At 72.4% G+C, this 25445-nt stretch carries 21 protein-coding genes; 9 read left to right on the top strand and 12 right to left on the bottom strand.

Annotation, left to right across the window (positions count from 1 at the left end):
* Window positions 1-2: 2 nt before the first annotated feature.
* A complete protein-coding gene (locus ACFYW5_RS25850; RefSeq protein ID WP_389419457.1) occupies window positions 3-1415 on the top strand; it encodes a xylan 1,4-beta-xylosidase in 1413 nt (470 codons plus the stop codon).
* 3 nt (window positions 1416-1418) lie between these two features.
* Here the strand turns inward: ACFYW5_RS25850 and ACFYW5_RS25845 are convergent, their stop codons facing one another.
* The 6 genes from ACFYW5_RS25845 to ACFYW5_RS25820 form a co-directional block, all read right to left on the bottom strand.
* A complete protein-coding gene (locus ACFYW5_RS25845) occupies window positions 1419-5072 on the bottom strand; it encodes a lipopolysaccharide biosynthesis protein (protein ID WP_389419456.1) in 3654 nt (1217 codons plus the stop codon).
* A complete protein-coding gene (locus ACFYW5_RS25840; RefSeq protein WP_389419455.1) occupies window positions 5065-5838 on the bottom strand; it encodes a polysaccharide deacetylase family protein in 774 nt (257 codons plus the stop codon). Before ACFYW5_RS25840 ends, ACFYW5_RS25845 begins: the two co-directional genes overlap by 8 nt.
* Window positions 5839-5857: 19 nt before the next feature.
* Complete coding sequence (locus ACFYW5_RS25835) at window positions 5858-6856, bottom strand: glycosyltransferase (protein WP_389419454.1); 999 nt, start codon at window positions 6854-6856, stop codon at window positions 5858-5860.
* Complete coding sequence (locus tag ACFYW5_RS25830) at window positions 6853-7680, bottom strand: glycosyltransferase family 2 protein (RefSeq protein WP_389419453.1); 828 nt, start codon at window positions 7678-7680, stop codon at window positions 6853-6855. Before ACFYW5_RS25830 ends, ACFYW5_RS25835 begins: the two co-directional genes overlap by 4 nt.
* 333 nt (window positions 7681-8013) lie before the next feature.
* Window positions 8014-9111, bottom strand: a complete 1098-nt coding sequence (locus ACFYW5_RS25825; protein WP_389419452.1) for a GNAT family N-acetyltransferase — start codon at window positions 9109-9111, stop codon at window positions 8014-8016.
* A gap of 1 nt (window position 9112) precedes the next feature.
* Window positions 9113-9487 carry a hypothetical protein gene (locus tag ACFYW5_RS25820; RefSeq protein ID WP_389419451.1) on the bottom strand — a complete coding sequence of 125 codons (375 nt, stop codon included), beginning with the start codon at window positions 9485-9487 and terminating at the stop codon, window positions 9113-9115.
* 221 nt (window positions 9488-9708) lie between these two features.
* On the opposite strand from ACFYW5_RS25820, the gene ACFYW5_RS25815 reads away from it, so the two are divergent.
* Window positions 9709-10503: an SGNH/GDSL hydrolase family protein gene (locus ACFYW5_RS25815; protein ID WP_389419450.1), complete on the top strand. Its 795-nt coding sequence runs from the start codon at window positions 9709-9711 to the stop codon at window positions 10501-10503.
* Between the two features lie 4 nt (window positions 10504-10507).
* On the opposite strand, the gene ACFYW5_RS25810 is transcribed toward ACFYW5_RS25815, so the two are convergent.
* Window positions 10508-12118, bottom strand: coding sequence for a serine/threonine-protein kinase (locus tag ACFYW5_RS25810; protein WP_389419449.1), 1611 nt, complete (start codon window positions 12116-12118; stop codon window positions 10508-10510).
* A 33-nt stretch (window positions 12119-12151) separates the two neighbouring features.
* A complete protein-coding gene (locus tag ACFYW5_RS25805) occupies window positions 12152-13672 on the bottom strand; it encodes a nickel/cobalt transporter (RefSeq protein WP_389419448.1) in 1521 nt (506 codons plus the stop codon).
* Between the two features lie 275 nt (window positions 13673-13947).
* Here ACFYW5_RS25805 and ACFYW5_RS25800 point away from each other — a divergent pair, with 275 nt between their 5' ends.
* From ACFYW5_RS25800 to ACFYW5_RS25790, 3 genes are all read left to right on the top strand, one after another.
* A complete protein-coding gene (locus tag ACFYW5_RS25800) occupies window positions 13948-14490 on the top strand; it encodes a sigma-70 family RNA polymerase sigma factor (protein WP_389419447.1) in 543 nt (180 codons plus the stop codon).
* Entirely contained in the window at window positions 14487-15275 is a 789-nt protein-coding gene (locus ACFYW5_RS25795; RefSeq protein ID WP_389419446.1) for an anti-sigma factor domain-containing protein, read from the top strand. The genes ACFYW5_RS25800 and ACFYW5_RS25795 overlap by 4 nt, the downstream gene beginning before the upstream one ends.
* Before the next feature lie 126 nt (window positions 15276-15401).
* Complete coding sequence (locus ACFYW5_RS25790; protein ID WP_389419445.1) at window positions 15402-15671, top strand: hypothetical protein; 270 nt, start codon at window positions 15402-15404, stop codon at window positions 15669-15671.
* 17 nt (window positions 15672-15688) lie between these two features.
* Here ACFYW5_RS25790 and ACFYW5_RS25785 read toward each other — a convergent pair whose 3' ends face one another.
* From ACFYW5_RS25785 to hmgA, 4 genes are read right to left on the bottom strand one after another with little or no spacing between them, the layout of a single operon-like run.
* A complete protein-coding gene (locus tag ACFYW5_RS25785) occupies window positions 15689-16885 on the bottom strand; it encodes a CaiB/BaiF CoA transferase family protein (RefSeq protein WP_389419444.1) in 1197 nt (398 codons plus the stop codon).
* Between the two features lie 44 nt (window positions 16886-16929).
* Window positions 16930-18072 carry a type ISP restriction/modification enzyme gene (locus ACFYW5_RS25780; RefSeq protein ID WP_389419443.1) on the bottom strand — a complete coding sequence of 381 codons (1143 nt, stop codon included), beginning with the start codon at window positions 18070-18072 and terminating at the stop codon, window positions 16930-16932.
* A 16-nt stretch (window positions 18073-18088) separates the two neighbouring features.
* Window positions 18089-18838 (bottom strand): GntR family transcriptional regulator, encoded by a 750-nt coding sequence (locus ACFYW5_RS25775; RefSeq protein ID WP_389419442.1) that lies wholly within the window; start codon window positions 18836-18838, stop codon window positions 18089-18091.
* A gap of 27 nt (window positions 18839-18865) precedes the next feature.
* Window positions 18866-20182 (bottom strand): homogentisate 1,2-dioxygenase, encoded by a 1317-nt coding sequence (gene hmgA / locus ACFYW5_RS25770; RefSeq protein ID WP_389419441.1) that lies wholly within the window; start codon window positions 20180-20182, stop codon window positions 18866-18868.
* Between the two features lie 162 nt (window positions 20183-20344).
* Here hmgA and ACFYW5_RS25765 point away from each other — a divergent pair, with 162 nt between their 5' ends.
* From ACFYW5_RS25765 to ACFYW5_RS25750, 4 genes are all read left to right on the top strand, one after another.
* Window positions 20345-20923: a hypothetical protein gene (locus tag ACFYW5_RS25765; RefSeq protein ID WP_389419440.1), complete on the top strand. Its 579-nt coding sequence runs from the start codon at window positions 20345-20347 to the stop codon at window positions 20921-20923.
* Window positions 20920-21537 carry a TetR family transcriptional regulator gene (locus ACFYW5_RS25760; RefSeq protein ID WP_389419439.1) on the top strand — a complete coding sequence of 206 codons (618 nt, stop codon included), beginning with the start codon at window positions 20920-20922 and terminating at the stop codon, window positions 21535-21537. The genes ACFYW5_RS25765 and ACFYW5_RS25760 overlap by 4 nt, the downstream gene beginning before the upstream one ends.
* Window positions 21538-21676: 139 nt before the next feature.
* Window positions 21677-23911, top strand: coding sequence for a molybdopterin oxidoreductase family protein (locus tag ACFYW5_RS25755; RefSeq protein WP_389419438.1), 2235 nt, complete (start codon window positions 21677-21679; stop codon window positions 23909-23911).
* A gap of 135 nt (window positions 23912-24046) precedes the next feature.
* Window positions 24047-25435 (top strand): CitMHS family transporter, encoded by a 1389-nt coding sequence (locus tag ACFYW5_RS25750; protein WP_389419437.1) that lies wholly within the window; start codon window positions 24047-24049, stop codon window positions 25433-25435.
* Window positions 25436-25445: the final 10 nt, after the last annotated feature.

The raw sequence follows: 25445 nt of genomic DNA, 5'->3' as shown, positions 1-25445 counted from the left end.
CGATGGGACGACATGGGTGGAATTCGGGGGCACGGCGGTGGCGGCTCACCGCACTGCTCGGTGTGGGGGTGGCCGCGCTGGCCCTGGTGGTGACCCTGCTCAACTCGCTGCCCGGAGGCGGCGCGAGCACCGAGGGCACCACACGCGACGGCGACAAGGTGCACGGCACCCCGACCACCCCGCCGGACGCCACGGACCCGGAGGTGGGCTGGGGGTTCACCCACACCCAGTTCAGCGCCGACGAGGGCGACGCGGCGGCCGTGCGGCGGGTCGAGCAGCGGCTGCCCGACGGGATGCCGCAGATCCAGCACATCATGGGCTGGGGCGCCGACAACCCCGAGCCCGTGCGGGGCCGTTACGACTTCGAGGCGATGGACCGCCGGATCGACTTCGTCCGCGCCTCCGGCGGCACCCCCGTCGTCACCCTGTGCTGCGCCCCGGACTGGATGAAGGGCGGTGAGGCGGGCGTCGACAGCACCGACTGGAGCCAGGCCGCCCTGGAGACCGCGCCCGAGCCCGAGCACTTCGACGACTTCGCCGCGCTCGCGGCGACCGTCGCCCGACGCTATCCGGACGTCCGGCACTTCATCGTCTGGAACGAGTTCAAGGGCTTCTGGAACGACGCCGAGGGCCGCTGGGACCACGAGGGCTACACCGAGCTGTACAACCTGGTCCACCGGGCGCTGAAGAAGGTCGACCCGGACATCATGGTCGGCGGACCGTATCTGGTGATGGACAGCCTCGATCCCCGCGAGGAGCACGCCTCCCCGAGCTTCAGGGGCAGTTGGGGCGCGCTGGACCGACGGGTCCTCGACGCCTTCTCCTACTGGAACGAGCACAAGGCGGGCGCGGACTTCGTCGTCGTGGACGGCTCCAGCTACACCCGGGACGACGAGCTGCTGCCCGACGAGTTCGCGGCCACCGACAAGTTCACGGCCGTCGGGGAGTGGGTGCGCCGGCAGACCGGCGGTGAACTGCCGCTGTGGTGGGCCGAGTACTACGTCGAGCCCGCCGACGGCGACGACAACCGCCACGACTGGTCCGAGGCCCGGCGCGCCGCCGTCCACGCCACCGGACTGATCGCCATGGCCAAGGGCGGTGCCACCTCCGGCTTCTACTGGAACCCGCAGGCCGAGGAGGGCACCGACTGCCCCGGCTGCCTGTGGACGCCCACCAGCGGCGCGGACGGCGGGCGGACACTGCCGCTGTACGGCCTGCTGGTCCGGTTCGCCGAGGAGTTCCCGCCGGGCACCGAGTACCGGACGCTCTCCGGCTCGCCGCAGATCAAGATCCTGGCCACCTACCGGACGGCCCTGGTCGTCAACACCCTCGACCGGTCCACGACCGCCACGGTGGACGGCAGGCGTCTGAAGCTGCAGGCCTACGAGGTCAGGTGGCTCGACCGGGCCACCTGACCCCTACTTGATCGTCAGGAACCGCTGCACCAGCGACGCCAGCAGCACCGCCAGCAGCGGCAGCGAGAACCAGAAGCTGCCCTGCAGCCACCGCAGTTGGCGCACGCTCGGCCGCACCGCCACCCGGACCACCTCGCGCGCCGCCAGCAGCACGATCAGCGCGAGCGCCGCCAGCGCCCCGACCACCGACCAGGGCGTCCAGGTCACCCGGGGTCCGATCGGCCCGGGATCGGCCTCGGGGACCTCGCCCGCGGGCTGCTTGCGCAGCGCGTACATGGTCACGTCCTCGTTGACGAAGACCTTTTTCAGCTCCTGGCGCCGGTCCAGGTTCCGCAGGAGCCGCGGCTCCCAGCTCTCCGAGTAGCCGACGTCCATCCGCAGGTAGGTGACCTGACCGCGGTTGATCATCAGATACGAGTTCGGGCCCGCGTCCTTCAGCGCCTTGACCAGGCCCGACACCAGCACCGGGTCGACCGGCGCGAGCGTCGGCAGGTACTCGACCTTCTCCATGTCCCGCGCGCCCCACGGCATCGACGGCGTCACGACGTTGATTGGGTCGTTGCTCAGCCACAGCAGCCGCACGCTCGGATCGTCATGGGCGTACACGTACTCCATGGCCGCGACCTCGCCCGGCCGGACCCGCTCGAACGGCTCATTGCCCCAACGGGCCACCAGGAAGCCGCCCATGAGCACCAGGCCCGCCAGGAACGCGGCCAGCGGAGCGAGGCTCACCCGGTCCTTGTCGCGCTCCTTGGCGGTGACGCCGGTGCGCGGGAACAGGGCGAGCCCGGCCAGCAGGGCCGCGCCGGGCAGCGCGAACATGAAGACGCGCAGCGCCATCTCGCCGCCGTAACTCTGCATGCCGAAGCCGAGGAACGGGACGAAGGTGAGGACCAGCAGGGAACGCTCGCGGTACTTGTGGTCGCGGCGGCGCCACCAGCCCCAGCACGCCATGGCCATCACCGAGCCGGCCAGCAGCACGCGCGTGTACAGCACCAGGGTGTGGGTGGAGCTGCCGCCCTCGATCCGGCCGGAGACCGACGAGGACACATTGGAGCCGACGCCCCCGACGCCGCCGAAGAGTTCGTCGAAGTGTCCCGACCAGTACGGCTCGGCCATGAAGCCGATCCAGGACACCACCATCACCCCGAACAGCACGGGCAGGCCGCGCAGTTCGCTGCGGCCGACCAGCACCAGCACCGCCAGCACGCCGAGCATCACGAACGGGGTCAGCTGGTGGGCGGGCACACTCACCGCGAACAGCCCGATGACCACCAGCAGCAGCACCGCCCGCTGCCGCCGGTCCGTCGGCTCGACCTCCAGCTCGCCCGGCCGCACCGTCGTCCAGATCACCCGCGGCGCCCGGAACCACACCAGCAGGATCGCCGCGAACACCAGATAGAGGAGATAGGTGAAGCCCTGCGGCGAGAAGTAGTCCTGGCCCACCCAGCCGCTCAGCACGAACACCCAGACGCCGGTCCAGCGCGCCCGCCAGCTCGCCCGCAGGGAGCGGGTCAGCAGGAACACCGGGGCCAGGTACAGCAGTTGCATGGTCAGCGGCCACCAGCGGATGACCTCGGTGAGATCCGAGACCCCGCAGGACCGCGCCACGAACGCGGCGACCGCGAAGAAGCCGGGCCAGCTCCAGCGCGCGTCCAGGTCCGGTACGGCGGACCCGGTGCGGTCGATGTGGTCGAGGAAGCCCAGATGCTGCCAGGCCGTGGCGAACCGCGGCTCGGTCTCGATGAGCGCGGGCAGGGCGTGCAGCGAGACGACGGTCGCCAGCAGGGTGACCAGCAGCAGGGCCCGGTGCTCACGGCCGAGCCAGAGCAGCGAGGCGAAGACCGTGACCAGCAGCCCGGCACCGACCAGCGTCGGCAGGGGCAGCACGGAGACCAGGCCGAGGCCGCCCATCTCGTCCAGGTCGGCCTCGCCGAGCCGCAGCGCGGGCACCCAGTACAGCAACAGGGCGGCGGTCAGCAGGCAGCCGAGGACGACCCCGGGCCGGGTGGGCAGCGCGGTCGGGCCCGCCGTGGCCGGGGGCTCCTCCCGTACGGGCTCCGGCACCTGCGGTACGACCGCTCTCTCCTCCGTCTCGAACGGCGCGTCCACCTCCGGCTCGCGTCTTTCCGCCGGGAGCCCGGCCGCCCAGGTGGGCCGCCGTACCGCGGGCAGCCCGGTGGGCGGGGTGCCGGGCCCCGGCCGGACGTCGGGGCGGCGGTCCAGGTGGTCGAAGTCGACGTGGATGCCGAGCGCGAGGGTGTCGCTGTCCAGCACCCGGGCGGTGCCTCGACCGGCGGACTCATGTGCCCGCGCGCCGCCGTGGGCCGCCGGGCCCTCGGGCACCTCGTCCTGGGTGGTCCGCACCGTCCGGTACAGCTTGGGCGCGGCGATGGCCACGATCACCGCCAGCGCGCAGATCTCGGCGACCCCCGCACCGGTCAGCCCCATCCGGGGGAGCAGCAGCAGGGTCAGCCCGAGCACCAGCGCGCACAACAGGCCCTGGAGCCAGGCCAGTCCCGTGGTGCGGCTCTGCGCGCGCAGCACCGCGAAGTACGTCTCCATCACGACCCGCAGCAGCCCGCCGAGGGCGAACCAGCGCAGCAGCGGGGTCGCCGCGTCCGCGTACCCGGGGCCGAACACACCAAGGAGCCACGGCGCCCCGAAGAACAGGACCGCCGCCACCGGGATCATGATCTTCGCCATGCGCTTGAGCGCGGCCCGGGTGTTGGCGGCGAGCCGGGCCGGATCGTGCGAGCCCTCGACGGTGAGGGAGGCGCCCATGTTGATGGCGAGCAGGTTGACCGTGCCGCCGATGGTGGCGGTGATGTAGAAGTAGGCGTTGTTCTCGGAGCTGACCTGCGCGGCCACGATCACGGGGATCAGATAGACCACGGCCAGCGAGAACAGCGAGCCGGTGTAGTCGCCCGCGAGGAACCTGCCGATCTCCGGCAGCGACGGCTGCTTGGCGTGCCCCTCGGTCGACTTCACATGCCGGGGCACCAGCCGCCGGAACACCAGCCAGCCCAGCGGCAGCACCGAGATCGCGATGGCCGCGACCCAGGAGACGAACACCCCGGTCGTCGGGACAGCCGCCGCGAAGGCGACCAGCAGGCCCAGCTTCACCGCCGAGAACGCGGTGTTGCCCACCGGCACCCACAGCGCGCTGCGCAGCCCGGTCAGCACCCCGTCCTGGAGGGTCAGCAGATTCCACGCGACGACGGCCACGATGAACCCGAGCCCGTTGACCGGCCCGTCCAGGAACCGGTACGACGGCCCCCACAGGTCCAGCGTGACCAGGAAGACGCCCGCCGCCAGCGCCACGATCACCGAACTGCCCGCATACGTACGGAAGATCAGCCGTCCGGTGGCCCGGCCCGCGACCGGGATGAACCGGGCCAGCGCCCCGGTCAGGGTCACCGCGGTCAGGCCCGCGAGGAACTTCATCGCGGCGATCGCGGCCGACCCCTGGCCGACCGCCGACTCCGAGTAGTAGCGGGCCGCGGCCAGCCAGAAACCGAGACCGAGCACCGCGGAGATGCCGGTGTTGAGCATCAGGGCGTAGGCGTTGCGGAACAGCTGGTTGCCGCGCCCCGAGTGCTCGGGCGGCTCGGTCTCGGACGGTGGGGTCTCGGTCGTGGTCGTCGTGTCAGACACGGGAACGGATGGCCTTCCGGCGGACCTGTCGGGCTCTGCGGACCATGGCGTAGCCCTTGGTGAGGGCGCGGTCCCGGGCGAACGTACGGGTGAGCGCGCGGCCTTCGAGCAGCCGCAGGAACTCCTCGGCGCCCGTACCGCGCCGCACGGTGACCCGGCGCAGCGCGTACGGTCCCTGCCGGCGCCGGGCGAGGGTGTTGCCGACGGCGAGCGCCTGGGCGTACCCCGTCTCGCGCACCGCCTCGCGCACCCGGCGGCTGGAGTAGCCGTACGGGTAGGCGAACGAGGCCGGGGCCGCGCCGAGGAGGTCCGAGACGATCTCCTTGCACAGGATCAGCTCCCGGCGCAGCGCCTCGTCCGGGAGCTGGTCGAGTTGCGGGTGGGTGTGGCTGTGGCCGCCTATCTCGACCCCGGCGGCGGACAGTTCCCGGACCTGGTCCCAGTCGAGCATGGTGTCCGGGGCGCCGCCGGTGCCGTACGGGCCGCGCAGCCAGCCGGTCGAGACGAACACGGTGGCCGGGAAGCCGTGCTGGGCGAGCACGGGCAGGGCGTGCCGGTGCACGCCCTCGTAGCCGTCGTCGAAGGTGATCAGCACGGGCCGGGCGGGCAGCGGGCGTCCCGTGCGCCAGCAGGCGGCCAGCTGGGCCGTGTCGAGCGGGGTGAGGCCGAGGTCCGCGACGGCCGCCATCTGCTCGGCGAACGCCCTGGGCGTCACCGACAGCGTGCGGGTGGCCTCGCTCGGCTCCGCCGACACGGCGTGGTACATGAGGACCGGAACACCTGGCTCACCCATCCCCGCCCCCTCGGTCGTCGCCGATCGGCGCCACCGAGTACGTCACCGCACCCCGGCGCGCCCGCACGCTCCCGACGACATACCCACCGGCCGCGGTGAGCACCCCGGCGACGATCGCGCCCGCCCGGCCCGCACCCCCCGGCCGGGCCAGCACCGCGTCCCGCAGCCCGCGCACCACCCCGGCCGGCAGCACCCGGGTGGTGTACCGGCGCTCGGACTCCAGTCCCTTGTCCGCGCCGACACTGCGGGCCACCAGCGCCTTCGACAGGCCCTCGGCGTAGGCGCGGGTGCGGAAGTACCCGAAGTGCGCACGCGCCTCGGGCACCCGGTGGTGGATCACCGCGCGGTCGTCGATCAGCAGCACGGCGTCGGGCCTGGCCCGGCTGAGCCGGATGCACAGCTCCGTCTCCTCGCAGCCCAGCGGCCGTTTGTCGCCGTCGCGCCCGATACCGGTGGCGAAGCCGCCCGCCGCGTCGAACGCCGTACGCCGGAAGGAGGCGTTGCCGCCGAGGACGTTGCGGACCCGGACCCGCCCCACCGGCAGGCCGCGATAGGTGCAGCCGACCACCCAGTCGAACTCCTCGGGGAACCAGGCCGGCCGGCGGCCCGAGGCCCAGATCGGTTCGGTGCGTCCGCCGACCGCCATGACCCGCGGGTCGGCGTAGGCGGCGGCGAAGTGCCGGAGCCAGTCCCGCTCGGCCACGGCGTCGTCGTCGAGGAAGGCGATCACCTCGCCGCGGGAGGCGGCGATACCGGTGTTGCGGCCGGCGGACAGGCCGCGGGGACCCGCGTTGGCGAGCACCCGCACGTCGGTGGCTTCCTTGTACTCCTGGGCCAGGCGCTCCCGCAGCGGGTCGTTGTGGTCGACGACCAGCAGCGTCTCCAGCGCCGGGCGGGACTGCGCCCGCACCGAGGCGACCGCCGCGAGGATGTCCTCCCAGCGGTCCTCGGTGTAGACGCAGATCACCACGGAGATGCCGGGACCGCTCAAGACACCTCTCCCCGGACCGAGTCGAGCAGCACGGAGCGCTCGGTGCGGCGGCGCAGGGCCCGCCGGTTGGAGCGTTCTCTGAGGATCACGTTGAGCACCCGGAACCCGTCCCGCACGGCGCGCAGATTGCTGGTGCCGTGGATGCGCAGGTACTCGTGGCTGGGTATCTCCTGCACCTTCAGGCCCGCCTTGACCACCCGGATGTTCATCAGGGTCTCCACCTCGAAGCCGGTGCAGTCGAGGTCGATCTTGTCCAGGCAGTGCCGCCAGAAGGCGTTGTAGCCGTAGCACAGGTCGGTGTAGCGGGCGCCGAACTTGCGGTTGACGATCGTGCACAGCGCCCAGTTGCCGAGCTTGCGGACGAAGGTCATGTCGTCGGTGCCGCCGCCGTTGGCGAAGCGGGAGCCCTTGGCGAAGTCGGCGCCCGAGACCAGCGCCGAGACATAGCTGACGATCTCCTGCCCGTCGGCGGAGCCGTCCGCGTCGACCATCACGATGATGTCGCCGGAGCACGCCTCGAACCCGGTGATCAGGGCATCCCCCTTGCCCTTGCCCCGCTGCTCCACGACCTTCACGTCCGGCCACAGCGCGCGGGCCACCTCGACGGTGCCGTCGGTGGAGTTGCCGTCGACCATCACCACTTCGTGGATCCAGTCCGGCAGGGTCTTGAAGACGTACGGAAGGTTCTCCGCCTCGTTCATGGCCGGGATCACCACGCTCACCGGCGGCGCTATCGCCAGATGCGAGGAGACGGGCCGGTAGGTCCGGGCCGTGCGGTATTCGTACGCGTCACCCGTAAGCGCCGGGCGCAGAACTGAGCTCATGAGTCTGGTCCCTCTCGTCCGGTGGACCGCCCGCCCCTGGGGCGGCCCGGTTGTGTGTCCGGTTCGAAAGGGGGGTTATTACTGGCATAGCTCATCGGCTCCCGCGAAGCGGCAGCCGATTGCGCGGCACGCCTCGGTCACCCGTACTCGAAGTACGCCGACCGAGTGCGGCACCCCCCTACCGCGCCCCGCGCCGGCTGCCACCGCGGCCCTGAGCCCTCCCCTGGTCCGCTGAATGGTGGTCCGATGCGGGTGAGATGTACGACGATATTGACGATTGCGCCTGTATGGCAAGACCTGGAACGAGGCCTCACGTTTTTGACGGTTTATCCGTTACAACCGACCTGACCTGATCTTTCCCACCTTCTTGAGCAGCCGGTCGGCGGGCTCGAACAGCTCCGGCCGGGACACCACGACATTGCGCAGGGCCCGTACCGGGGCACGTCGTGCCCGGTGTCCGAACGCCACCGGATGACGTCGCGTCACCCATCCCTCGGCCACGCTCAGTTCACGCGACTTCAGGGAGTCCTTGTATTCCTTCCGGCCCCGGCCGAGGTCCAGCTGGGCGATGCCGTCCGCGGCGGCCGCCTCGGCCATCCGCAGGTGCAGCACCAGACCGGGGGAGTACTTCGAGAACGCCGGGTCGTACGCCGGGAACCAGCAGGCCAGCACCCGCTCGCTGCGCAGCCCGAAGTGCGCCGCGATCGGCTTGTCCCCGGCGTACAGCACCGACAGGACCCCGGCGAACGACTCGGTGCGGGTGTGGAACAGCTGCTCCACCAGGCGGGTGATCCAGTCCTGGGCGAACCGGTCGCTGCGCCCGGTCCTGCGGTACTGCGCCGACTTCCAGCCCATCAGGGTGCGCAGCGCGGCCGGGTCCCGCTCGTCGTGCACATACCGCACGCCCGGGTGGTCGCGCCCCAGCCTGCGCTCCTTGGCGAGCGTGGTCCGGGTGAACTTCGGTGCCCGCTCGCGGAGTTCGCGGAGATACGCCTCGTACCCCTGCTCCACGTCCATGACCGGTGATGGGAAGGATCCGGTGGCCCCGGCGCGGAACGCCGGCTGGCCCTCGACGAGGTGGTCGAACTCCCATACCGCGAGCCCGCAGGCGCGCAACAGTTCCCTGGCGTCCCAGGTGAACCCGGGCCGGTGCACCACGCCCTGGGCGTCGGAGACCCCGAGCCCGATGGCCCGGCCCACTCCGCCGGCCGTGCGCTGGTAGGCGAAGTACGCGGCGGGCTCGCCGGACTCCCGTACGACGGCGATCCGCACGCCGGAGCGGCAGCGGCCGACGGCCAGCGCGAACTCGGGTGACAGGAACGGGTTCGCCAGCTCGGGCGAGCCGTGCAGATGGGCCTTGGACTGCATCGCCGTCCACGCCGTCCGGTCAGCGGCCGTCAGCTCGCCGGGACGGTACACGCTGATGTCCACGTCAGGGATTCCGCCTTCTTTCCGTACGGCCGCGCAGCCGCCGCGCCAGAACCAGCAGGAAGAGCAGGGAGCTCAGCGCGGTCACGGTCACGATGCCGCCGGTGGCCGACCACTGGTGCAGGGCCAGCATCCCCTGGGCCACCAGCATGTTGACGACGACCGCGCCCGCCAGGGAGGCGAGCGTCCGGCCGAAGGGGTCGAGCCCGCGCAGGGCGGCGGCGATGGCCGCGGCCGGTGCCGCGAGCAGGAAGAACAGCGTGAGCGGGCCGCGCAGCGGGGAATCGCTGTTGGCCAGCGCGAGCAGCGCTCCGGCCGCCCCCACGGCCGTCGCGGCGCCCGCCAGCAGCGGCGCCAGGTCCTCAGGTCCCGGTCGCACACGCTGAACGCCGTCCGATGAAGATGTCTTCAGCCTGAACGTCTGCATTGGCGACTTTGCCCCCCGAAGCGCCGGATGCCGGACTTCAATGTGGCGCAGGCCCGCGACGGCGTCAAGACGGCGAGGGGGGCGCACAACTGAATTGTTGACATGCACACTTCCCGTCAACACGCGTAGCTGCTACCACAGTTATGGCAGAGATCCTGCTAAAGGGAGGTTCCATGAGACGTTCCCGAATCGCCGCTTACGTCAGCTCACTCCTCCTCGCCGTCGGCGCCGTGCTCACCGGCGCCGGCCCGGCCCAGGCAGCCCCCGGCCCGTACGTGGCCCTCGGCGACTCCTACGCCTCGGGCGTAGGCGCCGGGAGCTACATCAGCTCCAGCGGTGACTGCAAGCGCAGCACGAAGGCCCACCCCTACCTCTGGGCGGCCGCCAACTCACCCTCGTCGTTCGCCTTCACCGCCTGCGCGGGCGCTCGAACGGGTGATGTTCTGGCCAACCAGCTGGGCCCGCTCAGCTCCAGCACCGCCCTGGTCTCCATCAGCGTGGGCGGCAACGACGCCGGGTTCGCCGACGTCATGACGACCTGTGTGCTCCAGTCCGACAGTGCCTGCATCTCCCGCATCAACACCGCCAAGGCGTACGTCGACTCCACGCTCCCCGGCAAGCTCGACAGCGTCTACTCGGCGATCCGCGCCAAGGCCCCGTCCGCCCGGGTGGTCGTGCTCGGCTACCCCCGCTTCTACCAGCTCGGCCAGGCCTGCCTCGGCCTGTCGGAGACCAAGCGCAAGGCCATCAACGACGCGGCCGACTACCTGGACGCCGCCGTCGCCCGCCGCGCCGCCGCGTACTCCTTCACGTTCGGCGACGTCCGCCCCACCTTCACCGGCCATGAGATCTGCTCCGGCAGCTCCTGGCTGCACAGTGTCAACTGGCTCAACATCGGCGACTCGTACCACCCGACCGCGGCCGGCCAGTCCGGCGGCTATCTGCCGGTCCTCAACCGCACGGCCTGATCCTTCAGTCGCTCGGTGAGGGTGCAGGGGAGACCCCGTCCGTCGGGGTCTCCGTCACACAGGTCACCGAGAAGGGCACCGATTCCGACGTCGTCTCCACCGGGTCCCGCACCTCGACACTGATCTCGTTCTCGAACGTACCGCTGTCCGAGTCTTCGGCGGATGTCGTCACGAACGCGCGGTCCTCCTTGGTGCGGGAGCCGCCCTCGGGGAACGACAGCGTCTTCCAGCCCTGGTCCATCACCTCGCCGTCCCGCGACACCCAGCGATAGCTGACCTCCGCGGGCAGCCGGCCCACCGTGAACGTCGCCGTGAAGGCCGGGGCCTCGGCCTCCGGCGGCGGGCAGGCACCCTCGTACTCCGTGTGCGACCCGGCCAGGGAGACCTCCACCGACTGCGGCGGCGGGCTCGACTCCGTCCGCGTCTCGCTCGGCGTCGGCTCCGGGGTGCTGTCGTCCTCCGTCTCGGACGGTGTCGGCTCCGGCTCCGTCTCCGCCTGGCTGGTGGTGCCGCTCCCGGCGCGGTCGCCGTCCTTCTCGCCGTTCAGCAGCGCGTACATCAGACCGGCCAGCGCCAGCGCGAGCGCCGCGAGACCGGCGACCAGGACGGCGGCGGCACGGCGGCTGCGGCCGGGGCGCTCCTCGGCGGTGGGGTGGGCGGGAGCGGTGGCCGCCGCGGAGTAGGGCAGGGGCGGGGTCGGCGACGGCGGCCGCTGCCCGGCGGGGGTCGGGGCGTACGGCGACGCCCGGACCGTCCCCGCCCGCGGGGTCCCGCCCGCGCCGACGATCCGCAGTTCCTGCTCCGCCCGCTCCGCCGGCAGCCGCTCGGCGGGGTCCTTGCGCAGCAGCCCTTCGATCACGGGCGCGAGCGGACCGGCCCGGCGTGGCGCCGGCAACTCCTCGTCGACGATCGCGCGCAGGGTGGAGAGCGGGGTGTCCTGGCGGAACGGGGAGTTGCCCTCGACGGCCGCGTACAGCAGCACGCCGAGCGACCACAGGTCGGACTCCGGTCCCGGCCTGCGCCCCAGCGCCCGCTCCGGGGCGAGGAACTCGGGCGAGCCGATCACCTCACCGGTCATCGTCAGCGCGGAACTGCCCTCCACCGTGGCGATCCCGAAGTCGGTGAGCACCACGCGGCCGTCGTTCGACAGCAGGACGTTGGCCGGCTTCACGTCCCGGTGCAGCACCCCGGCCTCGTGCGCGGCCCGCAGCGCCGCCAGCACCTCGGCCCCGATGTGCGCCGCGCGCTGCGGGGCCAACGGGCCTTCGGCGTCCAGGAGTTCGGCCAGCGAGATGCCGCGGACCAGCTCCATCACGATCCACGGCCGGCCGTCCTGCACGGCCACGTCGTACACCGTCACCACATTCCGGTTCGCGACCCGGGCCGCCGCCCACGCCTCGCGCTCCAGACGGGCGTACAGCCGCTCCACATCGGCGGTCGGCAGACCGTGCGGGGCCCGCACCTCCTTGACGGCGACTTCGCGGTGCAGCACCTCGTCCCGGGCGCGCCAGACCGTCCCCATGCCGCCCTCGCCGAGGGGGGACAGGAGACGGTAGCGGCCCGCGATCACTCGTTCACTGCCCGGTGCGTCGGACACGGGCGCCCCCATTCGCATGCGCGCGAAATCACCTTTTCCTCACAAAGTAGCTCAACCGAGTGCGGATGCCGCCCCCTTGCACACCAATCCGACCCCAAGAGCTACGACGACCACCGCGGATACCAGCGGTGCGGTACGGCGGACCAGGGCCGCCGACGGACGGGCGGCCCAGCGCGGGCGCCGCTCCAGCGTCCCGCTCGCCCCGGCTCCCAGGCGCACCACGGCGAACCCCGCGGCGCCGAGGGTGAGCGCGAGCCCGACGCCGTACGCCACCACGAGCAGCAGCCCGAACCAGGCGTGCCCGAGCGCCGCGGCCCCGACCAGGATCACGACGGCCGAGGGACTGGGCACGAGCCCTCCGGCGAACCCGAGGAGGATCGTGCCGCGCACGGTCGGGGCGGTGGCGTGGGTGTGCGTATGACCCCCGTGGCTGTGGACGTGGGTGTGGGTGCCCGGGTGGGCGTGCTGGTGGGTGTGCGCGCCGACCAGGACGGGCGTGCGCGCGGGCACGTGCGCCGGGGTGTGCGGGTGCCGGTGGCTCCGGCCGCGCCAGGCCCGCCGTACGAGCGTCGCGCCCGCGGCGGTGACCAGGGCGCCGCCGGCGATGCCCAGCCAGGTGATCACGCCCGGTGCCGCGGTGGGCCCCGCGGTGATCAGCAGCCCCAGAGCGACCACGCCCAGCGTGTGGGTGACCGTCACCGAGGCGGCGAGCGGCAGGACGTCCTTCAGCCGGGCGCGTCCACCGCGGGCCGCGGCCACCGCCGCCATGAGCGTCTTGCCGTGGCCCGGAGCGAGGGCGTGCAGGGCGCCGAGACCGACCGCGACGCACAGGGCGAGGGCGGCGAAGCCGACAGTGAGGTCGTGGCGGGCCACCAGGGAGTCCAGGGCCCGCGTCCAGCGGTCGGCGCCGCGCGGCAGCACCGAGGCGGCGGGCGCGTCCCGCTCCTCCCCGGCCGGCGCGGGACCACCCGGCCGCACGCTCAGGGAGGCGGCCCGGGTGTCGGCGGGGGAGGACAGCAACTCCTCCGGATAGTCGCGGAGTTCGCGGGACAGCGACTCCTCGGGTACGTCGGAGGCGGTGAGCGTCATCCGGTCGCCGCGCGCGGTGACCTCCCGCCAGCCGGGCCCCGACCCGGCACCGGCGGCCCGGAAGTCCAGCGCGAGGCTGTCGGCATCGGGCAGCGGAGCCGACAGCACGCACTCGACCCGGAGCGTGTCGAGCCCGGCCTGTCCGGGCCCCCGACAGGCGTGACCGGTCTCCACGGTGAGGGCGACGCTCCGGCCGTCGACGGTGAGGGCGCTGTCCCGGGCTGCGGTGGCGCACCGCCGCCCGGCCCAGGCGTCGAGGCCCAGCCGTTCGACGTCCGGCTTCGCCTGCGTCGCCGGGATCTCGGCGAGGTCCTCGACATGGTCCACGCGCAAGGTGCCGGGGGCGGCCACGAGTCCGTCGTAGCGGTTCACCGTGAAGTTGCCGAGGGGGTGCGCGCTCGCGGACGGGGAACCGGCCAGCACCAGCGCGCCGACGGCCGTGAGCAGGGCCGCGCCGGAGGCGACCGTTCGACGGAGGGTCACTCGCCCGCCTCCAAGTTGAGGGTCGCGGCACTCGCGCGTCCCGCGCCGCTCCTGGAGATTGGTGTCATGCCGTCCGTCCTCGGTTCAGCTTCTCTGACGCACCGGGATTCGGAGCGGGGTGCCGGGCGGATTGGTCCGCGCCGAAACTGATCCGGCGCCCCGCCGACCCGCGTTTTCGGCCCTCCGATCCGTAACCCCATCCGGAGGTGGGTGCGTTGCGAATACCTCGTGGGACGGGACGGCCGAGATGCGGTCTCGCGGGAGGGGGAGGCGAGTTGGAGGCGGACGAGCTGCTGATGCTGGTGGCCCGCGGCGACCAGCGGGCTTTCGAGGAGCTGTACGGGATCGTGTCGGGGCCGGTGTTCGGTCTGGTGCGGCGGGTCGTGCGGGACCCGGCGCAGTCGGAGGAGGTGGCGCAGGAGGTGCTGCTGGAGACGTGGCGGTCCGCGGGACGGTTCGACCCCGGCCGGGGCAGCGCCCTGGCGTGGATCCTCACCCTCGCCCATCGCCGGGCCGTGGACCGGGTGCGCAGCGCCCGCGCGGCCGGCGAACGCGAGCAGCGCGAGGCACGGCGGTCCCATCACCCCGCCTTCGACCAGGTGTCCGAGGAGGTCGAGGCCGGCCTGGAGCGCGAATGGGTGCGCCGCTGCCTCGACCGGCTCACCGCCCTGCAACGGCAGTCCGTCACCCTCGCCTACTACGACGGCTACACCTACCGGGAGGTCGCAGAACGGCTCTCCCTGCCGCTGGGCACGGTCAAGACCCGGATGCGGGACGGCCTGACCCGGCTGCGCGAGTGCCTCGGAGGTGCCGCATGAGCCTCTTCGGCCGTGAGCACCTCCACTCCCTCGCCGCCCCCTACGCCCTCGACGCCCTGGAACCGGGGGAGCGCGTGCGCTTCGAGAAGCACCTGGCCACGTGCGCGCGCTGCGCCGCCGAGGTACGGACCCTGACCGAGGACGCGGTACGGCTGGCCTGGTCGACGTCCGCGCCGCCGCCGGCCGCGCTGCGCGAACGGGTCCTGGCCGCCGTACGGACGACCGCTCAGGAGCCCGTGCGGGCGCGGGAGCCGCAGTTGCCGCCGCATGTGTGGGGGACGCGGCCGCCGCCGGGCCGGGTGCGGGAGCGGCGGCCGCTGTTCGTGCCGTTCGCCACCGCCACGGCCGCCGCTGCCCTCGTCGTCGCCTCCTTGTTCGCCGTGCAGGCGAACCGGCAGCAGGAGCAGCTGGACGCCGAGCGGGCGCAGGCGCGTGAGATCGCCCACGTTCTCGCCGCCCCCGACGCGCGCGCGAGCACCGGGCGGGACGCCGAGGGCCGGAGCATCGGGGTGATCGCTTCCGTGTCGGAGGGGAGCGCGGTCGTCACCCTCGGCGGCTACGCCGACCTTCCGGGCGACCGGGTGCGCCAACTGTGGCTCATGCGCCCGGGCGCGCAACCGCGCTCCCTCGGGCTCTTCGACGGCAACACGCCCTTGGTCGCGTCCGGCCTCGACACCTCCGCCACGTCACTGGCTGTGACCGTCGAGCCGGACGGGGGATCGCCGCAGCCCACTACACAGCCGGTTGTCCAACTCGCCCTGAAATCGGTTGGATTCGGAGAGTAATCACGGACGAGTCGTCAACACCCTTACGGGGAAGGTGAATCCTGTGACCGCGATACACGAGTGCCCCGAGGGGGCGATAGGGTTACCCTGCCCGGGCCGGGTGGACTCGTACGGGTGGGGAGTGACATGGATCAGATAACAGTGCGCAGCAGGGCCAGGGTCCCTGCGATCACCTGCGGGAGCAGCGCGACCAGTTCGCGCCTCGACCGCCATCTCTCGGTGCTGGGTGGCCCTGCCGTACCGCAGCGGGAGGCGGCCGAGGCGACCCTGCTGATGCGTGAGCTGACCGCCCGTGAGCCCGTGCGTCAGCAGAGCGACCGGCGGGCGCGGGTCCGTCGCGTCTCGCTCTTCGCGCCGCTGCGCCGACTGCGCCGCTCGCTGTTCGGCGGCCACTAGGCGTTCGCGCCCCGCGCTCAGGCGGCCACACCGTCCCGGCGCAGCGCTGCGATCTCGTCGTCCGTCATTCCCACGGCGCGCAGCAGCTCCTCGGTGTGCTCCCCGAGCGCGGGCACGTCCCCCATGCGTGCCGCGTCCCCGCCCGGCAGCGTGATGGGCGGCAGCAGTGCCCGGAGCGGTCCCACCGGCGAGCCCACCTCCCGCCACCGCTCCCGGGCCGCCAGCTGCGGATGGTCCGCCACCTCGTGCAGATCCCTCAACCGCGCACACGCCAGACCCGCCCCCTCCAGGCGCGCCAGCGCCTCGTCCGTGCCGAGCGCGCCCAGCGCCTGCCCGACCAGCTCGTCCGTGCGCTCCCGGTGCGCCACCCGCGCCGCGTTCGTGGCGAAGGCCGGGTCGGTGGCCAACTCCGGGCGCTCCAACACCTGTTCAGCCAGTCGCCGCCACTCCCGGTCGTTCTGCACCGACAGCAGCACCCGGCCCCCGTCCGCCGTCGGATAGGCGTCGTAGGGCGCGATGACGGCGTGCGCCAGGCCGGTGCGCGCCGGTGCCGTGCCGCCGTGCAGCGCGTGGTGCAGCGGATGCCCCATCCACTCCGCCAGCGACTCCAGCATCGACACCTCCACCGGGCCGCCCCGCCCGGTCACGCCCCTGCGCACCAGCGCCGCGAGCACCCCGGAGAAGGCGTACATGGCCGCCGCGATGTCCGCCGCCGGGATCCCCGCCTTCACCGGCTGCCCCGGCGTCCCGGTCACCGACACCAGGCCCGCCTCGCACTGCACGAGCATGTCGTAGGCCCGCTTGTCCGCGTACGGGCCGTCGGCGCCGTACCCCGAGATGTCCACGGCGATCAGCCGCGGATGCGCGGCGCACAGCGTGGCCGCGTCCAGGCCGAGCCGGGCGGCGGCGCCCTGGGCGAGGTTCTGCACGAAGACGTCCGCGTCGCGCACGAGGCGCCGTACGACGTCCAGGCCGCGGGGGTCCTTCAGGTCCACGGCGAGGGACTCCTTGCCGCGGTTGCACCACACGAAGTGCGAGGCGAGCCCGCGGGCCGCGGTGTCGTAGCCGCGCGCGAAGTCGCCGCCGTCGATCCGCTCGACCTTGATCACCCGAGCGCCGAGATCGGCGAGCTGCCGGGTGGCGAAGGGGGCCGAGACGGCCTGTTCGACGGCGACGACGGTGATCCCGGCGAGGGGCAGCGGCTGCGGTTCCATGCGGGCGATCATGCCCGGTGGGGGCTGGTCGGCGCCATGGGCCGCTAGATCAGCGCGAGCTGCCCCTCGGGGCCCTCTTCGGGGCCGTCCAGTACCGAGGCCGGGCGGCGTGCTGCGTCCGGTACCGGGAACACGCCCGCCTCGCGCAGCTCGGTCGCGGTGATCCGGGACGCCAACTCCTCCTCGAAAGGCCGGAGTTCGGCCAGCAGCGCGAGGATGGTGATCAGCTCCAGCAGCTCTGACGTCCACACTTGCGGCCAGGTCGGCGGGCGGATCGCCGCCAGGGTGCCCGGCTGCGCCGCCTCGGCCGTACGGACCGTGAACCACCGTTCCAGCACGCGGACGCCGTCCGCCTCGTAGTCCCAGGCCTCCGGCGGCACCGGGGAGATGCGGCCCTCGTCCAGGTGCAGGGCCTCCTCCTCGCGGTCGTAGACGAGGGTCAGCGGGCGGGAGGGCAGCGGGGCGCGGACGTACGGGCGGCGCCCGCCGGGGAGTCTGGGGCGGTCGCCGTCGCGGCGCATCAGCCACAGGAGGCGGTGGCCCGACTCCACGCCCCGCGCCCAGAGCCCGGGGTCGTCGGGGAGGGGGACCGTGAGGTCCGGGCGGGCCGCCGTGAGGGTCCAGGCCAGGAGGTCGGCGGGGGTCGGGGACAGGCCCAGGCGGGTCGCCAGGTGGTCCAGCAGGCCCGGGGCCAGGTTGGGTTCCGTGCCGCCGGGGCGGCGGTACAGGGGGCGGATCCGGCCCGGGCGCAGCAGGGGGAGGAGGGCGGTGGCGAGGAGCCGGCCGGGGGTCTCGACCAGGAACGTCTGGTGGTCGTCCGCCACCCGCCACAACTCCGGCCGGGCCGCGTCGATCAGCCGGTGGTCCGGGATCAGCCACTGCTCGTCGAAGGGCGCGCACAGCACCCGCACCGGCTCCGGGCACGGCCCCGAGGCACGGAGCAGCTTCTCCGTACCGCCCGGGTGGCCCGGCAGTTGAGCCACCGCCGAGTGCAGGGTGCGGGAGCGCGTCGGCTCCAGCAGCGCTTCCCGGTCGGGGCCCTCGGCCTTGACGAAGGCGTCCCAGCGGGCCTTCAGACAGGCCGCGTCGGGGCCCGTCGGCCACCCCCGCCCCAGCCGCAGCGGTGCGACGGACCACGGCATGAGGTCCGCCAGCGGCGGCGCGTCGTCGTGCGTCACGCTGGGCATCGTACGACGTGGCCGACTACGTCGCGTCGAGGGTCACCGTGAACGAGAAACGGTCACCCCGGTAGTTGATGACCGCCACATCCAGCACCCGGCCGCCCGAATCGTACGTAATGCCCGTGTAGTGCAAGATCGGGCTCAGCAACGGCACTTCCAGCAGCCGGGCCGTCTCCGGCTCCGCCAGCCGCGCCTCCACCGTGTCCGTGATACGGCTGATGTCCGCCCCGACCACATCCCGCAGCACCTTCGTCATCGGCCAGCGCGCCAGGTCCGCCGGATCGATACGGGCGGCGAGTTCGGGGCGGACGTAGTTGCGGGCGTGATTGGTCGGCTCGCCCGTCTTCTCGTCGCTGCGCAGCCGGTGGTACGTCCCGACCTCGCCCGGATCCGGGAAGTACTCGGCGAGTTCGGCGGGGACCGGCCCCTTGCCGTGGTCCAGCATCCGGGTCGTCATCCCCGACTGCTGGGCCACGATCGCGTCCACCGACCCCAGCAGCCGCACCGGCGCGCCCCGCTGCACATGCGGTTCGATGAACGTGCCCCGGCGCCGGTGCCGGAAGATCAGCCCCTCGTCCTCCAGCTCCTTCAGCGCCTGCCGCATGGTCAGCACGCTCACGCCGTAGTGCCCCGCCAATTGCTCCTCGGTGGGCAGGCGCAGCGGGTCCTGGGGTCGGCGGCCGAGGATCGAGGCGCGCAGCGACTGCGACACCTGGTACCACAGCGGCAGCTTGCGGTTCAGGACGATGGAGTCCGGGGCGAAGGAGGTCACGTGGCCATCCGTACCGGCATGAGTTGATCAGTGCAAGGGGCGGAAGTGGCGTTCGAGACCCTGCCACACGTCGTCGTAGCGCCGCTGCAGGTGCTCCGCCTCGGCCGCATGCGCGGTCAGGGTCACCGGCCACCGGGTCTCGAACATGAACGCGAGCCCGTCGTCGATCTTCTGCGGCGTCAGCTCGGCGGCGCTCGCCCGGTCGAAGGTCTCCCGGTCCGGGCCGTGCGCCGACATCATGTTGTGCAGCGACCCCCCGCCCGGCACGAAGCCCTCCGCCTTGGCGTCGTAGGCGCCCTCGATCAGGCCCATGTACTCGCTCATCACGTTCCGGTGGAAGTACGGCGGCCGGAAGGTGTCCTCGCCCACCAACCAGCGCGGCGCGAACACCACGAAGTCGACGCCGGCGAGACCGGGGGTGTCGCTCGGCGACGTCAGCACCGTGAAGATCGACGGGTCCGGGTGGTCGTACGAGATCGTCCCGATGACGTTGAAGCGGCGCAGGTCGTACACGTAGGGCACGTGGTTGCCGTGCCAGGCGACCACGTCGAGCGGGGAGTGGTGGTACGTCGCCCGCCAGAGGTTGCCGCAGAACTTGTTCACGACCTCCACCGGGCCCTCGACGTCCTCGTACGCGGCGACGGGCGCCCGGAAATCGCGGGCGTTGGCGAGGCCGTTGGCGCCGATCGGGCCGAGGTCGGGGAGCTGGAAGGGGGCGCCGTAGTTCTCGCAGACGTAGCCGCGCGCGGTGCCGTCCAGCAGCTCGACCCGGAAGCGCACCCCGCGCGGGATCAGCGCCACATGCCCCGGCTCGGCGTGCAGCAGCCCGAACTCGGTGCGCAGCAGCAGCCCGCCACGCTCCGGGACGATCAGCAGCTCGCCGTCGGAGTCGCTGAGGACGCGGTCCATCGAGGCGTCGGCGCTGTAGAGGTGCACGGCCATGCCGGTGCGCTGGGTCGCGTCGCCGTTGCCGCCGAGGGTCCACAGGCCGGCCAGGAAGTCGGTCCCGGGAGCGGGCTCCGGCAGCGGGTTCCAGCGCAGCCGGTTCGGATCGGGCACCGACTCCGTGAAGGGCGCGGTGCGCACCGGGCCGTTGTCCATGCGGGTGAACGCCGGGTGGGCCGCCGAGGGGCGGATCCGGTACAGCCACGAGCGGCGGTTGTGGGCCCGCGGCTCGGTGAACGCCGAACCGCTCAGCTGCTCCGCGTACAGCCCGAGTGGCGCGCGCTGCGGTGAGTTGCGGCCCTCGGGCAGGGCGCCGGGCACCGCCTCGGAGCCGTGTTCATTGCCGAATCCCTGGAGATACGACAGCCCCTCCGCGGTCTTCCGCGCGTCCCCGCTCATGATCGCTCCCTCGCCCTCAGTAATCCTATGCATCACCGTAGGATTGTGGCTCGGCGGACGCAAGAGGGGGACGGGTGGTACCCGGGTTCTCCTCATCAGGGACGACCGGAACCAGACCTCAGGGGGATCCGGGTTGTCGGACCGGTGTTCTACGCTCCGGGCATGTCGTGGACGCGGGCGCTGCTCGCCGCGCTCGCGGTCTGTGTCCTGCTGCTGACCGGATCCGTGGGCTGCGGCTCCAGTGGCACACAGGAGCAGAAGAACGGCGAGTCGCCCTCGCCGGTCGGTGAGCTGCTCGACGACGCCGACGAGGAGGGCCGGCTCTACCGCGAGGTGGACGGGGACCAGGCGCCCGAGGTCGGCGTCGAGGTGCAGCCCAACGCCGACGAGAGCTGGGACGTGCGGCTGACCGTCCGCGACTTCCGCTTCTCGCCCGCCGGCACCAAGGAGGTGCCGGTCGCCGGACAGGGCCTGGCGCACCTCTATCTCGACGGCCGCCTGATCGCCAAGGTGCGCACCCCCGAGTACCGCCTCCCGGCCCACCTCGTCCCGCGCGGCACGCACCACGTCACCGCCCGGCTCTACGCGGACGACGGCACGGTGTGGGCGGTGGACGGGGAGCCGATCGAGAGCACGGCCGACATCACGGCCTCCGGAGCGGAGCCGGGACTGAGTGCAGGGGCCACCGGGGTCCGTACAGGAGGGCAAGGTTCACCGGACCGAGCCGGAAAGGCATCATGAAGCCCGTGCCCCACGCGACCTCGCTCCGCCGCGCGCCCGTCCAGCGACGCAGTGCCGAACGGCTCACCAGAATCCTCGACGCCTGCGCCGGACTCCTCGACGAGGTCGGCTACGACGGCCTGAGCACCCGCGCGGTCGCCCAGCGCGCCGGCGTCCCCATCGGCTCGGTCTACCGCTTCTTCGGCAACAAGCGCCAGATGGCCGACGCCCTCGCCCAGCGCAACCTCGACCGCTACGCCGACCGCGTCACCGAGCGCCTGGCGGGCGTCGGCGTCCGCGACTGGCGGACGGCCATGGACGTCGTACTCGACGAGTACCTGCTGATGAAACGCACCGCCCCCGGCTTCGCCCTGGTCGACTTCGGCAACCAGATACCGGTCGGCGCCCGCCGCGCGGAACCCAACCACCGAGTCGCCGACCGCCTCACCGACCTGCTGTCCGACTACCTCGACCGCACCCCCGACGAGGACCTGCGCCGCGTCTTCCTGGTCGCCGTGGAAACGGCCGACACCCTGGTCCACCTCGCCTTCCGGGTCGCCCCCGAGGGGGACGAACGGATCATCGGCGAGGCGAGGGAGCTGCTGCGGGCGTATCTGGCGAGGGTTCTGGACTGATCGGGGGGCGTGCCGCTGCCGGGGCTTCCCCGGGCGGGGTCTGCTCGACTGACCTCCACCAGCCCCTCCCCAGCATCCCTACCGGTCGGTATGCTCGCTCTCACGTCCGCGCGCCGCCGTCGCCGCCCCAGGAGGACCCGTGTCCCGCACCGCTCTGCGCATCTGTCCGCTGTGCGAGGCCACCTGTGGCCTGACGCTCACCGTCGAGGGAAGCCGGGTCACCGGGGCCCGGGGGGACCGGGACGATGTGTTCAGCCAGGGGTTCATCTGCCCGAAGGGGGCCTCCTTCGGGGCCGTCGACGGGGACCCGGACCGCCTCACCGGGCCCCTCGTGCGCAAGGACGGCGTCCTGCGCGAGGCCACCTGGGAGGAGGCCTTCGACGCCGTAGCCGCGGGGATCCGGTCCGTCGTGGAGCGGTACGGGCCGCACTCCGTCGGGATCGTCCTCGGCAACCCCAACGTCCACACCATGGCCGGCGGCCTCTACCCGCCCCTCCTGATCGGCGCCCTCGGCACCCACAGCCTGTTCACCGCGTCCACCGTCGACCAGATGCCCAAGCACGTGTCGAGCGGCCTGCTCTTCGGCGACGCCAACGCCATCCCCGTGCCCGACCTCGACCGCACCGACCATCTCCTCCTCATCGGCGCCAACCCCCTGGAGTCCAACGGGAGTCTGTGCACCGCCCCCGACTTCCCCGGCCGGCTCAAGGCCCTCAAGGCCCGCGGCGGCACCCTCACCGTCATCGACCCGCGCCGCACCCGTACGGCCAGGCTCGCCGACCGGCACATCGCCGTCCGCCCCGGCACCGACGCGCTGCTCCTCGCCGCCATGGCGTCCGTGCTGTTCGAGGAAGGGCTCGTGCGTACGGGGGAGTTGACTCCCCATCTTGAGGGGGTTGGCGAACTCCAGGAGGCGGTAAGGGACTTCACTCCCGACGCCGTCGCGGACGCCTGTGACGTCGACGCCGACACGATCCGCACGCTCGCCCGCGAACTCGCCGCCGCGCCGACCGCCGCCGTCTACGGCCGCATCGGCAGCTGTACGGTCGCCCACGGCACGCTGGCCAGCTGGCTCGTGGACGTCCTCAACATCCTCACCGGCAACCTCGACCGTCCCGGCGGCGCCCTCTTCCCGCAGGCGGCCACCGACCGCACGCCCCGCCCCGCCGGCCCCGGCCACGGCTTCCAGCTCGCCCGCTGGCACTCCCGGGTGAGCCAGTACCCGGAGGCCAAGGGGGAGTTGCCGATCTCCGCCCTCGCCGAGGAGATCGACACCCCGACCGAGCAGGGCGAGCCCGTCCGGGCGCTCGTCGCCATCGCCGCGAACCCGGTGCTCTCCACCCCCGACGGCGACCGGCTCGACAAGGCGCTGGACTCCCTGGACTTCATGGTCAGCGTCGACCCGTACCTCAACGAGACCTCGCGCCACGCCACGGTCGTGCTGCCGCCGCCCCCGCCCTCCCAGAGCCCGCACCATGACTTCGCGTTCAACACCCTCGCCGTGCGCAACCAGGTCCGCTACACCCGGGCCGCCGTCCCGCTGGAGCCCGGCCGCATGGCCGAGACGGAGATCATGGCCCGGCTGGTCCTCGCCGCGAGCGGGATGCACGGCGCCGACCCGGCCGCCGTCGACCAGCTGGTCCTCGACCAGACGCTCGGCAAGGCGGTCAAGGAGCCGCACTCGCCGGTCCACGGCCGCGATCCGCGCGAGCTGCAAACCCAGCTCAGCGGTGACTCGGGACCCGAGCGGCGGCTCGACATGATGCTCCGCCTCGGCCCCTACGGCGACGGCTTCGGCGCCCGGCCCGACGGGATGAGCCTCGACAAGCTGCTGGCGCATCCGCACGGCATCGACCTCGGCCCGCTCCGGCCCCGGCTGCCGCAGCCGCTGAAGACCAGGAGCGGGAAGGTCGAGCTGCTGCCCCGGCCGATCGCCGACGACCTGCCCCGGCTCAGGCAGGCCCTGCGGCGCCGCCCCGACGACGGCCTCGTCCTCGTCGGCCGCCGCCATCTGCGCTCCAACAACAGCTGGATGCACAACGTGCCCGCCCTCACCGGCGGCAGCAACCGCTGCACCCTGCACATCCATCCCGACGACGCCGAACGGCTCGGCGTGCGGGACGGGGCGGACGTACGGCTGAAGGGGACCGGGGGAGAGGTCACCGCGCCCGCCGAGGTCACCGAGGCTGTGCGTCCCGGCGTGGTCAGCCTGCCGCACGGCTGGGGGCACGACCGGCCCGGGACCCGGCTGAGCCACGCGCGCAAGGAGCCCGGAGCCAACGTCAACCAGCTCCTCGACGGCAGCCTGCTCGACCCGCTGTCGGGCAACGCCGTCCTCAACGGATTCCCCGTCCAGCTCACCCCGGTGACCTGAGCAAAGCCCTGACCTGGAGTTTTGCGCTTATTGCTCGCACGTCAACGTCTTGTTAACGCGGTTTGCAGAGACCTAACGTCGTCGCACCGCCGGCCCTGGTGGGATGTTCAAGGGCGAACGTTAGGTATCCATTTCATGCTGACCATCCTCGGCTTCGCCATGATCGCGACCTTCCTGGTCCTGATCATGATGAAGAAGATGTCGCCGATCGCGGCGCTCGTGCTGATCCCGGCACTGTTCTGCGTCTTCGTCGGGAAGGGCGCCCACCTCGGTGACTACGTCATCGACGGCGTCACCAGCCTCGCCCCCACCGCGGCGATGCTCATGTTCGCGATCGTCTACTTCGGGCTGATGATCGACGTCGGCCTCTTCGACCCGATCGTGCGCGGGATCCTGAAGTTCGCGAAGGCCGACCCGATGCGGATCGTCGTCGGTACGGCCGTCCTCGCGGCGATCGTCTCCCTCGACGGCGACGGCTCGACCACCTTCATGATCACGGTCTCGGCGATGTACCCGCTGTACAAGCGCCTGAAGATGAGCCTGGTGGTGCTGACCGGTGTCGCCGCCATGGCCAACGGCGTGATGAACACCCTGCCCTGGGGCGGCCCCACCGCCCGCGCCGCCACCGCGCTGAAGCTGGACGCCAGCGACATCTTCGTGCCCATGATCCCGGCGCTCCTGGTCGGCCTGCTCTTCGTGTTCGTCCTCTCGTACGTGCTCGGTCTGCGCGAGCGCAAGCGGCTCGGAGTGCTCACGCTGGACGAGGTGCTGGTCGAGGAGAAGGAGACCGAGATCGTGCTGGTCGGCGCGGGCTCCGGCCAGGGCACGCTGCCCACCGGCGCCCCCGGCCCCGGCACCGGCGCGGACGCCGAGGACGACGGCTTCCAGGGCCTCGACCCGAACCGGGCCACCCTGCGCCCGAGGCTCTACTGGTTCAACGCGCTGCTCACGGTCGTGCTCCTGACCGCCATGATCCTGGAGTGGCTGCCCATCCCGGTACTGTTCCTGCTCGGCGCCGCGCTGGCCCTCACCGTCAACTTCCCCCGCATCCCCGACCAGCGGGCCCGGCTCGCCGCCCACGCCGACAACGTCCTCAACGTCTCCGGCATGGTCTTCGCCGCCGCCGTCTTCACCGGCGTCCTCCAGGGCACCGGCATGGTCGACAGCATGGCCACCTGGATGGTGGACGTCATCCCCGAGGGCATGGGCCCGCACATGGCCCTGGTGACCGGCCTGCTGAGCCTCCCGCTGACCTACTTCATGTCGAACGACGGCTTCTACTTCGGCGTCCTGCCCGTCCTCGCCGAGGCCGGTGCCGCGCACGGCGTCTCGCCGCTGGAGATGGCCCGCGCCTCGCTGGTCGGCCAGCCGCTGCACATGTCGAGCCCGCTCGTCCCGGCCGTGTACGTCCTGGTCGGCATGGCCAAGGTCGAGTTCGGCGACCACACGAGGTTCGTGGTCAAGTGGGCCGCGGCCACCTGCCTCGTCATCCTCGGCGCGGGCATCCTCTTCGGCATCATCTGACCTACGGCCA

The organism is Streptomyces sp. NPDC002779 (assembly GCF_042888685.1).
In the GTDB taxonomy this organism is placed as follows: Bacteria; Actinomycetota; Actinomycetes; order Streptomycetales; family Streptomycetaceae; genus Streptomyces.
The sequence above is the reverse complement of the archived record's forward strand: the minus strand, read 5'-3'. Positions and strand labels throughout refer to the sequence as shown.

Coding starts and splice junctions, on each gene's coding strand:
- ACFYW5_RS25850 (WP_389419457.1), top strand. CDS start 3: ATGGGACGACATGGGTGGAATTCGGGGGCACGGCGGTGGCGGCTCACC.
- ACFYW5_RS25840 (WP_389419455.1), bottom strand. CDS start 5,838: ATGTACCACGCCGTGTCGGCGGAGCCGAGCGAGGCCACCCGCACGCTG.
- ACFYW5_RS25830 (WP_389419453.1), bottom strand. CDS start 7,680: ATGAGCTCAGTTCTGCGCCCGGCGCTTACGGGTGACGCGTACGAATAC.
- ACFYW5_RS25815 (WP_389419450.1), top strand. CDS start 9,709: ATGAGACGTTCCCGAATCGCCGCTTACGTCAGCTCACTCCTCCTCGCC.
- ACFYW5_RS25810 (WP_389419449.1), bottom strand. CDS start 12,118: ATGCGAATGGGGGCGCCCGTGTCCGACGCACCGGGCAGTGAACGAGTG.
- ACFYW5_RS25795 (WP_389419446.1), top strand. CDS start 14,487: ATGAGCCTCTTCGGCCGTGAGCACCTCCACTCCCTCGCCGCCCCCTAC.
- ACFYW5_RS25790 (WP_389419445.1), top strand. CDS start 15,402: ATGGATCAGATAACAGTGCGCAGCAGGGCCAGGGTCCCTGCGATCACC.
- ACFYW5_RS25785 (WP_389419444.1), bottom strand. CDS start 16,885: ATGGAACCGCAGCCGCTGCCCCTCGCCGGGATCACCGTCGTCGCCGTC.
- ACFYW5_RS25780 (WP_389419443.1), bottom strand. CDS start 18,072: ATGCCCAGCGTGACGCACGACGACGCGCCGCCGCTGGCGGACCTCATG.
- hmgA (WP_389419441.1), bottom strand. CDS start 20,182: ATGAGCGGGGACGCGCGGAAGACCGCGGAGGGGCTGTCGTATCTCCAG.
- ACFYW5_RS25765 (WP_389419440.1), top strand. CDS start 20,345: ATGTCGTGGACGCGGGCGCTGCTCGCCGCGCTCGCGGTCTGTGTCCTG.
- ACFYW5_RS25760 (WP_389419439.1), top strand. CDS start 20,920: ATGAAGCCCGTGCCCCACGCGACCTCGCTCCGCCGCGCGCCCGTCCAG.
- ACFYW5_RS25750 (WP_389419437.1), top strand. CDS start 24,047: ATGCTGACCATCCTCGGCTTCGCCATGATCGCGACCTTCCTGGTCCTG.